A 12,317-nucleotide genomic window follows, 5' to 3' on the forward strand; every position below is an offset into this window, starting at 1 on the left:
ACCCAATTATTTCTTATCCTCCCTGTTAAAAAAATCTTTTTTAAACAAAAGTCCTCCTAAAAAAAATCAATTAAAACTCCTAATATCCTTCCTTTTTTACAGCGTGAATAATTTGCGCTGTTTTTTGTCATTTAGCAAAAAGAGCAATTGCTTCACAGAAGTCAACACATCCTTCTGCAATAACGTTAATCTCATTTCATTTTTTTCTTTCTTTGTTTATTTTCTTGCTGAACTGTATGAAAAGTAGTTGTGGAATAATCATCAATATACTGGTGAAAAGTAGCAGCTGTTCAGGTGATAAAGGTTTAAAATAACCACTACTATTCATGTCTTTATTCCAATTAACAATAAAGTAGTAAGAAATAAGAATAGATAGGATATTGCCGACGATTATTGAAAAAAGGTTGTTTGTATGTTTTCCTACAAAAGCAGCAATCGAGAAAATAATAAGCATCCAAACATAACCAGCCATAGAACCATTAGTTAAATCCTTATACATGGACATATATACGTATGGATAACAGTATAAAGAAAGAAGAACTAGGCTTGTGGGAATCGTAAAAATCAATTTTTGTTTGTTATTTTGTTGAAAAAAGACAATCCACCATAATAATAAACAGAAGGAACAGGCAATAATGCTGTAAGGCCAAAGTTCTCGATTGGATAATGCCGTAATCATATAATCTAATTCGGTTCCTTCTTCTCTTGCAATGGTATGAATAAAGCTGATGATTGGGAGTAAGAGAGAGGCTATTATCGTAATAATAGAAAATTTGCTATTTTTCTTTTGAATTAGCTTAAAAATACAGAAAATTAGTGTTATTGTTATAATAAGATAATAAATAAGCCAAATCCAATGTGGTAATGTTTCGCCGCTCATAATCCATCCTCCAATAATAAAATATTCAATATAAGTGTAATTATATACTTATGTTGAATAATTACAATAATTTCCGAAAAGAAATTTTAGAATAATCACACAGTTAAGAATAATAAGGGTTGGCTTTTTTGATAATGGATAGGAGTGATGCATGGAAAAGGAAAGGGAGGATAAAGAAGAGATACAGCAATAGCAGAAAGAAAACTGTGAAAGGATATAGAAAAGAATGACTTACATAAAAGGTATATTTACTCAATTTATTAGTATTTTATTTATTTTTGTGTTGGCTGCATTTCCGCTTGTGTTTTCTCCAACTGGAGAGAATATAACATTCACTTTACATACTATATATAGTTTAATAGAACAATTTGTAACAGGATTATTTACGGGAGATTCCTATTATTACATACAAGGAGACAGAACAAATTTTTTATTTGCCGATATGGGAAGTTACTTTTTAGCTTCTTTTCTTTATTTGCTTGTTGCCGGTTTGATTATTCTGGTGCTGGGTTTTGTTTTGGGCATCTGGTTATGGAAAAATAGTGAACGTTTTTTTAATAAAATAATTGGCTTTTTAGGAATTTTGCCAGACTTTGTTTTCATTTTATTAATGCAATTATTAATAACGTTTATTTATCAGCAAACAGGTATTAAAGTAGCAAAAGTGGCATCCTTTAGCAATGATGAGCCTGCGATGCTTTTACCTTTGTTATCTCTTATTGTTATTCCGCTTCTGTATATAATAAAAATGTTAAATGAAAAAACAAAGGATGTTCTGACACAAGATTATATTCTTACTGCCATTTCAAAGGGATTAAGCAAAAAACAAATATATACATATCATGTCACTACAAATGTAACCCCGTTTTTCAAAGCAGATCTACATAAGATTGTCTCTATTATGATCAGCAATTTGTTTATAGTAGAATACTTATTTAATTTACGGGGAATGACTTCCTTGCTTTTTCAAACGGCAAAAACATTTGGTTATCAATACAATCTTGTGATTTTTTGTTTATTGGCAATATTTTTTTTGTATGGTTCGATTTTTTTTCTATTGAAAATGACAATACGTTTTGTAGAAAGGATTATCGCCCATGCTTAAAAAACTAAATTATAAACTGTTTTTAGGACTAGTACTGTTAATGTTTTTTCTTTTGATTAGTTTTTTCGGACCGTATTTGGCACCATATGCAGAAGATTTTTCACTAAAGGTGGGCTATATTCAAACAGATAAGGGCGAGGAATTAGTAGCACCTCCACTTCCTCCGTCGAAAGAATTTTTATTTGGGACAGATAAATGGGGATACGATATTTTAACCCATATGTTATACGGCGCGAAGTATACAATATTCACCATCATTATCGTCGCCGCTTTAAGGCTGATAATTGGAACGGTATTAGGAATTACACATGCTTTAACAGGAAAAAGAATTTCTCCTAAAAAAAGTAAAATAACAATCTTAAACAGCATACCACCAGTTGTAATTATTTATTTTATTATGCTGCCAATTAATATTAACTCAAGTATGTCGAGTATATCGTTAGTATGGATTCAAGCTTTTTTAATGACAGTATTAGGTGTTTCGGGAGTATATGATGTGGTATACGCTAAAACTTGTGAAACAAACAAAAGTTTATATGTAATGGCTTCAGAAACATTAGGAGGAAGAAAATGGCATATAATGAAGAAGCATATTTTTCCAGAATTAAAAGGGAATCTTTCTATATTATTTTTAAATGAAACGATTCAAGTTCTTCATCTTATCGGACAATTGGGCATATTTAGTTTATTTTTTGGAGGTACTATATTTCAACCTGATTCAAGAATCTATCTTTCCATTACACATGAATGGTCTGGTTTAATTGGCCAATCCCGATCCTTTTTTAATCATACACAATGGATTGTCCTTTTTCCGTTAATAGGTTATTTGCTGTTATTAGTTTCGTTTTACCTTATTTCAGCAGGATTTAGGGAATATGAAAGAAAAAGAATGAGAAAAAATATGTACTTATAGCAAAACGAAGCTGGGACATAAGTATTCCAGCCGAAGATAAACCCGAACCATGATACGAAGATGTAAAAAATATTTCGCATCATGGTTTGGGTTTTTTATTCATGTGAAAAAAAGGTTTATGGTAACCACCCGCATCCTGCATACACTTCGCTTTCCGTGAGGCTCGACTTTAGCCGCTTCGGCCCTCTTGCCTGCAGGGTCTCAGCTTCCTCGCTAATCCCATCGGAGTCTAGGTGTATGCAGGCTGCTCCATTTTCCAATCTATTTCATTTTTTTCTTGGTAAAAGAATTAGGTATTAGAAAATAGCCTTTAAAAACGAAGTGGAATGAAGCGGAAGACACTCTACTTCCCGCGGAAAACGAGTGTTTGTAGCGCAATGGAACAACATAGTTTTTATACTTAACTCAAACTTCGCAGTTATAAATTCCTCTTCATGTATTAGCATAACTTGGTTTAGAGTAATTAGAAAAGGATGATGGATTATGGGTGTTTTTTTGCAAACATTATTCCTTATAAATAGGGGCAAGATTCTCGTTTCAGGATGCTCGCTTTCCGTGGGGCGTGCGATGAGCCTCCTCAGCGCAAGCGCCTGCTTAGGTCTCATCTAACCCGCTAATCCCACAGGAGTCTCGCACCTTCCACTTCAATCAAGCTGTTTGATCCATTAGTTGTTGTTGAATTGGTAAAAACATCTATGTTATAGAAATAGACTCAAGCGGCACATTTTGGTAGAACAACGTTGAATAACAACATAAAAAAATCAACGCTAATATGTTTGCAATCATATCTTGTCATAAAATTCGAAGACAAGAACTTATTCTAAAACAGGTTGCTTGTAACGGAGGGTGCGAAGACTCCTGCGGGAAATGTGGGAAGGCTGAGACCCCGCAAGGCAACGCCGAGGAGGCTCAGGTCCCACCCCGCGGAAAGCGAAGCAACCCGTAGTGGAAAGCAACCCCCACAGTAAAAAACAAGCCTCCCATTTTATTGTTCTTAAACTGAGTAATATCAAGACTTGCAAACGAATTTGAAGGTGCGAAGTTTGAGTTAACTCTAATAAAAAAAATAAATAACCAGTATAGAGAAGTAACCATTTACGTGCTAAATTAGAGAATGTTTTTCTTTACCTATTATCTATTTAGATATGTCTCAGCCTCTTTTTTGTTTTATCGGAAATGATAAACGAAAGGAAGGAAGGGTTAACTTAAACTAGTACAAAAATCGATAAAACTCCCCAACAAGAACTTCATCAGATCACATATATATGGAGAAGAAAGGGGGTGTTTGTCGACAGGTAGGAGCGGAAATGCTAGAATATCTTTACATAAAATGGTTTTAGGTTAAAATAAGGTAGTCATCATCTTGTTAAATAAGTTTTGCGTTATGGAAACTGTTTTTCTAATTTTTTTCGAAAGCAGAGTTGACGGATTTTTTGCGTATTAATTTTGGATAAATTATATGGAAACATTATTTTGAATAGTTGAATAAACTAATGATTGAAGCTATTATTTAAATCATGCACGGATAAAAAGGAGGAGTTTTAGGGTGGATTTTTATGCCCAAGTAATAAGTGGATTAAAGGATATGAATACTGCTTCATATGAACTTGATCGAAAAGAAAAAATAATAGGATTAACAAAAAATATTGTTATTCTTTTTATCCTAACAACCATTCTGTATGGAATAAGCTCCTTTTTAGGTATTGGAAATGAGGTTGTTTCAAGAGAATTAGAACAGTACAATGCTCATGACTTTGAATTGAATAAATTATTATTTGCGATTGGACAAGTTAGCTGGGCATGGGTATTTTTGTCTATTAACCTATTTTTAGTGCCTTTATATTTTTATGTTTTTACTGAAATAGATTATCAAAAACTGCTGCATATTCAGCTTTTAGCTGCTTTTGTTTTGCTTTTAGAGAAGCTGTTGCTGATTCCTTTACAGCTGTTTTTTGGCTTAACATCCTTATCGTCCATTTTTTCATTTGGAATTATTGTACAAGCTTTAACAACAAAACAAATCTTCTATTATATTGGTGCGGAGATTACGTTATTTAAAATATGGATGATCTATATCCAATATAAATATTTAAGCATTCTTTCGGGGAAAAGCCGTCGATTCATCTTCTTAATTGTAATAGTTCTTTATGTATTTTTTCTTCTGATAGCGGTATTAACTCAATATTGGAAATTAGAAGAATTACTATAGAAGGGAGGGATATGTATGGGATGGAAAAAATACACACTATGTATTGTTATTCTTTTGTTTATTGCTTGTAATATTGGAGTGTTAATCAAATCGAAACATTCTTTCGACAGAAGTATATATGCACATAAATGGACAAAAGTAGCCGAAAGAGATTTGCTGCAAAAGATGAACAAAAAAGGGATAAGCACAGCCTTAGAAAAACAGACAGTATATTTGGATGATAATAAAGGGAATTTTAGTGGATTTTTAGTGCAAAAAGGAGAAATGGTACAGGCGAATACACCATTGCTTGCATATACCAATTACAATGCCAAACAAATGACGGATGGGCTGCAACTGGAAATAAATCAACTAATAAAGGAAAAAAGCAGTTTGCAAACACAAATAAATGAATTATCTCGTTTGCAAACAAATTTATCACTATCGACGAATACTGGTGAAATAAACACGAACTTTAATACAAACACAAATACAAACATAAATACAGACACAAATACAAATACAAATACAAATACAGGCACAAACACTGACCAAGTAATGAAGACATCCATTCAACAGCAAATTTTAGACAAAGAACAAGAAATGGCAAAAATAGATGCAGTAATGGAAAAGAATCAGCTGCTGATTCAGCAAAATGAAGAAGCACTGGGTAATTCAACGGAAAAAAGTACTATTTCAGGCTATGTTGCATCCATAAAAGAGGATTTAGCCAATCCTATTATAACAATCGTATCAGAGGAACAGAAGGTAGAAGGAATAGTAACGGAGTCAGAAAGAACGAAGATAAAAAAAGGAATGGAAGTAATAGTAAAAGATAAAAATAAAAAAGTATATTCAGGCACGGTAGATTTTGTCTCAGCTCTCCCAAAGGATAAGGCATCGATAAAAAAAGACAGTCTGTATCCTTTTACACTTACTTTAAATGAGCAGCCAAAAGAATTTGTTAGCGGAACACATGTTGATGTGCAGGTTATTACTGAAAAAGTGCTAAACGCTATCACAATTCCGAAAAAAAGCATTTTAAATAAAAAGGGAACAAATAAAATATACATTATTGAAAATGGAAACATACAAGAAAATGAAGTAACAACTGGGTTGGCGGTTGATGGTTATCAGCAAATTAGCGAAGGAGCCAAAAAAGGAGAGATTGCAATCATTCCATCTATAAATAAAAAGATGAATAGTCATTTTTTTATTACACCAATCAAGGTAAAGGAATTTCCTAATATAACGTTGGAGAACAGACGTAAAAAAGAGTTGCTTCGTTATTTCATAAAGGGTTTTCTATAGTTGAAAAAGACAGTACCAATTTTGGTACTGTCTTTTTTTGACCAAAAAAAAGGAAAAAGAAATAGAATGAATAAGTGGTGAAAAATTAAGACGGTTTTAATAGGTAAAGCGATTTCATAAATGTATTTAGTGAAAATTATTTTTGCAAAAGGAAAGAACGTATTTGTTCCGGTGTTAAGCCTAATCGTTTGGCCTCAACTATTAGCTGTATCCAATCAGGATCTAAATTTTTTGAAATGAGTAGATCGGTAGGAAACAAATTTATCACGGTAATAAACCTCCTTATATATATAAGGTGGCCCAGCCATCCTAGTAATGTAATATATTTACCTTAGACCTGAAGCTTTGCGTCCCATCTTTTCAGATGGTTTGCCTTTATCTTGGATAATTTGAGTACAAACATAATTAAGCATTTAGGGATGAAATATTAGTGGAATTAAAATTATTTTACCATTATAGACTATAAGAGAAAACATTTACTATTCTTTTAATTTCGACAAAAATCAGCAAATACAACGTTTTGCTTTGGGAGTAAGATTGTATCCATTTCATTTTTTTTATATAATATACCCACACAGAATTGCTTAATAGGAGAATCGATTTGTAATGGAAAAAAGATGGCTTGGAAATATTCATGTTAATATCACAAATACAGAAGAAGTAATTCATTATATTGATAATTGTTTAATGGAGAAAAAATCTACTGATTTATATTTCTTAAATGATCATTGTTATAATCTTGCTCAAGAAGATAGCAAGTATCGAGATATAATTAATAATAGTCATCTATTATTAAATGATGGAATTGGCATTGAAATTGGTGCAAAGCTTTACGGCTTTCAATTTAAAGAGAATTTAAATGGCACGGATTTTATTCCTGCACTGTTTCAGCATTTAAATAGTCAAAATCAAACATTTCGTATCTTTCTTCTAGGGGCAAAACAAGGAATTGCAAAAGCTGCACTTGAAAATTTGCAGCAGCAGTATAAACAATTAGAATTTGTTGGAGAGCATCATGGCTATTATAATCACGATGATTCTGAATCTATTATAGAGGAAATTACGAATAAAAAAACGGATATTTTATTAGTAGGTTTTGGAATGCCGCTGCAGGAAAAGTGGATTGCTGAAAATCGCTCCAAATTACATTGTACGCTTATTATGGCTGTAGGTGCTTTTATTGATTTTTCATCTGGAAATGTAAATAGAGCCCCGGCAATCTTTCGAAAACTGCGGTTAGAGTGGCTGTATCGAATGGTGAAGGAGCCAAAAAGATTATGGAAGAGAAACCTAGTTGGCCATTTTGCTTTTTTTTATTATATTCTAAAACAAAAATCGAAGAAAAAGGCTGCGGCTAATAAGTTTGGTTCTTAATGATCGTATTGAGGGGGGATGTTACTACTATTATGTGGCATCTTCTTTTTTTATGGATGAGCTACCCTGAAAAGTGGCTGCTTCTTGGTTTCTACTTTAATGTATTCTGACTGCAGACTTATCGAGAACACAATTCTTTTTTCAGGACAGACAACTATGCAAATAAAATTTGCATCATGGTACATAATTGGCTAATTTTGAAGCAAAGAGCAGCCGGAATACTATGGGATTTGCGGGACAAGCGAGACCGCGCAGGAGTTTACTCCGAGGAGGCTCGGCGCCCGCCCCATGGAAAGCGAAGTGTATTCCGGCTGCGGACACATTGAGAGAGACAACCCCTCATGTCAGGATAGACACTCATGCAAGCAAAATTAGCACCGTAGCGCGACGGGGCTATTTGAGGTTACACTATAATAAAATGCTAAGGTTTGATTTAAAAGGGAGAAATGAGGATTTAAATTGGGGAAATGGTCTAAATTATCGATTAGTATGCAACGGACGATACTTTTTCTGTTTGTTTTTAGTGTGATGCTAACTAGCTATATGCTGATTGTTGAAAAAAGGGAAACTGATAATAAAAGAGATAATATAAAAGAGGTAACAGTTGGAAATCCAGTAACAGATAATAAAGGAAAGATAGAGGATATTTCAGATACAGAAATCAATATTTCAGGTGTAAAGTATGAGTATGCAGTGACTTTACGAGCTATATTAAGAGCGGAAAATAAGATGGTTTTAAAGCAGGCTGAAGTCGAATTCACAGTAAACAATAATAAAATCGATCATATAAACCGTATTCAACTGCAATCAAGCGGTGCTTCATCTACTGTGAAGGCAGCTAATTATCTTGTTCTTAGCGGTGACAATAAGGAGTTTAATGGAGATATAGTAGTGAATGCTGATTACATAATGATTAGAGATATAAATATAAATGGAAATTTTACAAGTACGGATCAAAATAACCATTTTCTTTATTTGGACAATGTACAGGTGGAAGATCAAACATTGATTGCAAGTAAAGGGCAGGTTTTTTTAAAAGATACACATCTGAATAAAGTATCTAATGAAGCCAATCTTGTATTAAGAGCTAAGTCAGAAGTGGAAGAGTTGAAGCAAACAAAAGAGGCGACAGTTATTGTAGAGAAGCAGGCTGTGATAAACAAATATATTCCAATTGTTAATAACAGCACTTTATCTTTGTATGGAGAAATAAAGACAATAGAGGCAGATACAAGTTTTTTATTAACAGGAACCGGGACTATAAGACAGCTGCTTCTTGAAAAACACAGCTCATTATCCAGTATTTTTACAGGAGAAATAACCAATCTTTTGTTGCCAAACGGGAAAAGTCCGCAATTATTACTAGTTGATTATGATGAATTAATAGAATCTATTGAAAAAGTGAATGGGAAATTAGTAGATAATAATTCAACAGTTTCAGAATTTTATAAACACCAAAAAAGCGAAGCGCTAAAAGTACCTGAGAATAATGGGATAAAATCTCCTGATATAAAGAAGCCTGTGCAACCAAGCAAAACGGATACGGAGTAAGTAAATTTATCCATATTATCTAAAAGTATGTTAAAATATAAATGGTAAATTTTTCATTCGGTATTTGATAGTAGTTATGTTTGATTGTGATAATTAGTATAAATCCGATAGAAATAAAAATATTTATGCAAGAATGAGACAGTTCTAAAGTTATTGAATATATCATAACTTATTTCTTTTAATCGTTAGGTATAGAATGCATTAGTTGATTCGTTACTAAAGGAAGGTGCATAAGTTGTTGAAAGTGAAAAGGATTCATCATATTGCCATTATTTGTAGTGATTACGAAAAATCGAAACATTTTTATGTGGATATATTAGGATTTACGCCGTCATTAGAAGTTTTCCGTGAAGAAAGACAATCATATAAACTCGACCTTAAAGTAAACGATGTGTATCAAATTGAACTATTTTCCTTTCCTAACCCGAAAGAAAGGCCGAGTTATCCTGAAGCTGCCGGCTTGCGCCATATTGCTTTTGAAGTGGAAAATATAGACGAGACAGTAAGTTATTTAAAAGAATATTTTATTGAAGCGGAAGCAATAAGAACAGATCCTTTTACACATAAAAAATATACATTTTTTGCAGATCCAGATGGACTTCCAATTGAACTCTATGAGATGTAGGGATCTAAGAAGTGATCGAATAGGGAATGATTAATTGGTTCTTCCTTTGAATTTTGATAAGCTGCTAACAGTCTGCAGAATAAATTGTTTATCTTGAGCACTTAATAATCTCCAACTACCTGCTTTGATTTTCATTATTTATCCATCCCTTCGATTTTATTTTATTAGGAAAAGGAATAACACTAGAAGAAGTTATTGTATATATAACATATACCGCAATATGCCAAAGAAAAAACCAAAAACATATCAACAAAACACGACATATTATTTCCCGAGAAATGTCGGGGAATGTTTTAAATAAAAGTGGTAGATATATATAATGAAAAAAACCTTTCCCTGTTTAAGCTAAAAAGGGAAAGGATTTTTTTTATTCAAATCAGATTTTTGTCTAGCTCTAAAGTATAGATGCCGATGCTGTAAATCTAGTGAATCTTCCTTTATCTGTGCTTAGGATCAACTTCTTGATTGAAATTTCACTTTATTTCTAATTGTTTTTTCATTTCGTTTTGAATTTTTTCTTTTTCACTCTCAGGAACTACTAAATACCAAACTTTATTAATGGTTTGCCCGGAACCTGTAATCGTCTCTTGTGTAATGTTATTAGCTGCATTTTTGTAATGCTGTTGAATTTCTACCATTTCATCAAAGGTTAGATTCGTTTTAATATTTTTACTTAATGCATTAAATATATCACCGAAATTAGCTAGTGAATTTAAGCTTGCACCTTCTTTTATAACCGCTTGAATGATTTCTCGCTGTCTTAACTGACGGCCATAATCACCACGAGGATCATCATAACGCATACGAGAAAATTTTAGAGCCTTTTCCCCATCTAAATTGATAGATCCTTTCGGAAAGTGTACTCCTTCATATGTGAAATCTAAGTCGTTGTTAACCGTTACTCCACCAACAGAGTTGACGATATCTTTAAACCCGTCCATATTAATCTGCATATAATAGTCAATTGGGATATCAAGAAAATTTTCTACAGTGTCCATGGACATAGCAACACCACCAAATGCATAGGCATGGTTTATTTTATCCGTTGTACCATGTCCAATGATTTCCGTTCTTGTGTCACGAGGAATGCTCAGCATCTTAACAGAGTTGTTGTTTGGATTTACCGACAATACGATCATTGTATCAGAGCGTCCACTATCCCCATCTCGTTCATCTACACCTAGCATTAAAATAGAAAAAGGCTCTTTATTCTTTAATTCTATGGTTTCAACCCGTTTGCTTGTTGTTCTTTCAACAGGCTGATGCATCGTATCGACTGCATCTGTTAAAGATTTATAGACAGTAACTACATATGCTCCTACAGCAAGTATTACTAATAGTAAGATACTGAGTGTTATTCTTAGCCATACCCGTTTTTTCTTCTTTGGCTTATTAGACTCCATTCAATAAAATCCTCCACATCTTTACAAAATTTGATAAACTACATAAAGAATAGCAAAAAAAGGACTTGTTGCATAGCTGGGTTAGAAAAGGGTATTCTAGATGGTTTTCCGTCTGTTTCGATAGGGTAGCTTGAAATTCATAAGGTTTAGACACATTTTATCAACAAGTGATAAAATATTAAAAATAGTCGAATAAAAAAGGAGAATTTAATGAAAAAAACTTTATTTTTGTGGATGCCTATTCTTCTTATTCTTGCCATTATTTTTGCATTTTCTTCACAGCCATATAAGGATCAAGATATTACACCATGGCTTCAGGCCTTGGAAGAAAGTAATTTCCTGCATTCCTTTCTTTCTCCGGTATCCTTTATTTATGCTGGGAAAGAAATAAGTGTACAGGCTTTGGGGGTTGCACATTTTATTGAATTTTTTATAAGGAAGGCATCTCATTTAACGATCTTTTTTATCCTTGCATTTTTTACGATACGAGCGGTGAGAAACTATATAAATTCTACAGTTAAGGCGATAGTGATTAGTTTCTTGTTTGTGATGATCTATGCTATATTAGATGAGACGCATCAGTTATTTACAAATGGACGAACTCCCCTTAAATCGGATGTTGTTGTAGATTGTGTTGGAGGATGCTTAGGTCTGTTATTTTATAAGATCAGAAAGTATAAAATTTTTCAACTTAGATGAGTGTCTAGCTCCAGCGCCTAGCCCCTGTGAAAGATAACCTCTTGCCTCTAAAAGTAAAGAACACTTTTTGAGTCAAGAGAACATTTTTCTTCGGGGCTGAGCAAGGGCGCTTGCGCTTTTCTTATTTCGGATTGAGAAAATTACATACAAGTGCGTGTTCAAAAAGAAGTACTAAAAGGACCAAGAAGTTCAAGGAGGCTTAATTTGAGCAACTGTCTTCCACAGGGTGTGGTGCCTCACCGCTGCTCACAGGACGTGAGCGTTTTAG

The 12,317-nt window shown here is 33.2% G+C and carries 11 protein-coding genes and 1 riboswitch; of the genes, 8 read left to right on the plus strand and 3 right to left on the minus strand.

The annotated features are described in order from the left end of the window. Positions 1-196: 196 nt before the first annotated feature. Positions 197-880: a hypothetical protein gene (locus tag AC5LWL_RS04700; protein WP_493433240.1), complete on the minus strand. Its 684-nt coding sequence runs from the start codon at positions 878-880 to the stop codon at positions 197-199. 226 nt (positions 881-1,106) lie between these two features. Between AC5LWL_RS04700 and AC5LWL_RS04705 the strand changes: the two genes are divergently transcribed. From AC5LWL_RS04705 to AC5LWL_RS04720, 4 genes are all read left to right on the plus strand, one after another. Next, positions 1,107-1,985, plus strand: a complete 879-nt coding sequence (locus AC5LWL_RS04705) for an ABC transporter permease subunit (RefSeq protein WP_493433241.1) — start codon at positions 1,107-1,109, stop codon at positions 1,983-1,985. After that, a complete protein-coding gene (locus AC5LWL_RS04710) occupies positions 1,978-2,898 on the plus strand; it encodes an ABC transporter permease (protein ID WP_493433242.1) in 921 nt (306 codons plus the stop codon). Before AC5LWL_RS04705 ends, AC5LWL_RS04710 begins: the two co-directional genes overlap by 8 nt. Before the next feature lie 1,546 nt (positions 2,899-4,444). Continuing rightward, positions 4,445-5,107, plus strand: coding sequence for a hypothetical protein (locus tag AC5LWL_RS04715; protein WP_493433243.1), 663 nt, complete (start codon positions 4,445-4,447; stop codon positions 5,105-5,107). Between the two features lie 15 nt (positions 5,108-5,122). Continuing rightward, the gene (locus AC5LWL_RS04720) at positions 5,123-6,397 is read left to right on the plus strand and encodes an efflux RND transporter periplasmic adaptor subunit (RefSeq protein WP_493433244.1); all 1,275 of its coding nucleotides are present in this window, start codon (positions 5,123-5,125) and stop codon (positions 6,395-6,397) included. 136 nt (positions 6,398-6,533) lie between these two features. On the opposite strand, the gene AC5LWL_RS04725 is transcribed toward AC5LWL_RS04720, so the two are convergent. Continuing rightward, positions 6,534-6,665, minus strand: coding sequence for an anti-repressor SinI family protein (locus AC5LWL_RS04725; RefSeq protein WP_493433245.1), 132 nt, complete (start codon positions 6,663-6,665; stop codon positions 6,534-6,536). Between the two features lie 23 nt (positions 6,666-6,688). Continuing rightward, positions 6,689-6,781, minus strand: a riboswitch (cyclic di-GMP riboswitch). A 222-nt stretch (positions 6,782-7,003) separates the two neighbouring features. Here AC5LWL_RS04725 and AC5LWL_RS04730 point away from each other — a divergent pair. The 3 genes from AC5LWL_RS04730 to gloA2 all read left to right on the plus strand — a co-directional run bounded on the left by AC5LWL_RS04730 (position 7,004) and on the right by gloA2 (position 9,947). Then, on the plus strand, positions 7,004-7,771 hold the full coding sequence (locus AC5LWL_RS04730; RefSeq protein ID WP_493433246.1) for a WecB/TagA/CpsF family glycosyltransferase: 768 nt from the start codon (positions 7,004-7,006) through the stop codon (positions 7,769-7,771). Positions 7,772-8,230: 459 nt separating this feature from the next. Further along, complete coding sequence (locus AC5LWL_RS04735) at positions 8,231-9,322, plus strand: hypothetical protein (RefSeq protein ID WP_493433247.1); 1,092 nt, start codon at positions 8,231-8,233, stop codon at positions 9,320-9,322. Positions 9,323-9,560: 238 nt separating this feature from the next. Next, entirely contained in the window at positions 9,561-9,947 is a 387-nt protein-coding gene (gene gloA2, locus AC5LWL_RS04740; RefSeq protein ID WP_493433248.1) for an SMU1112c/YaeR family gloxylase I-like metalloprotein, read from the plus strand. Between the two features lie 473 nt (positions 9,948-10,420). On the opposite strand, the gene tagU is transcribed toward gloA2, so the two are convergent. Then, on the minus strand, positions 10,421-11,350 hold the full coding sequence (tagU, locus tag AC5LWL_RS04745; RefSeq protein WP_493433249.1) for a polyisoprenyl-teichoic acid--peptidoglycan teichoic acid transferase TagU: 930 nt from the start codon (positions 11,348-11,350) through the stop codon (positions 10,421-10,423). Positions 11,351-11,560: 210 nt separating this feature from the next. Between tagU and AC5LWL_RS04750 the strand changes: the two genes are divergently transcribed. Beyond that, positions 11,561-12,049 carry a VanZ family protein gene (locus AC5LWL_RS04750; RefSeq protein ID WP_493433250.1) on the plus strand — a complete coding sequence of 163 codons (489 nt, stop codon included), beginning with the start codon at positions 11,561-11,563 and terminating at the stop codon, positions 12,047-12,049. Positions 12,050-12,317: the final 268 nt, after the last annotated feature.

Source organism: Niallia sp. WK069_GA_01 (genome assembly GCF_983173855.1).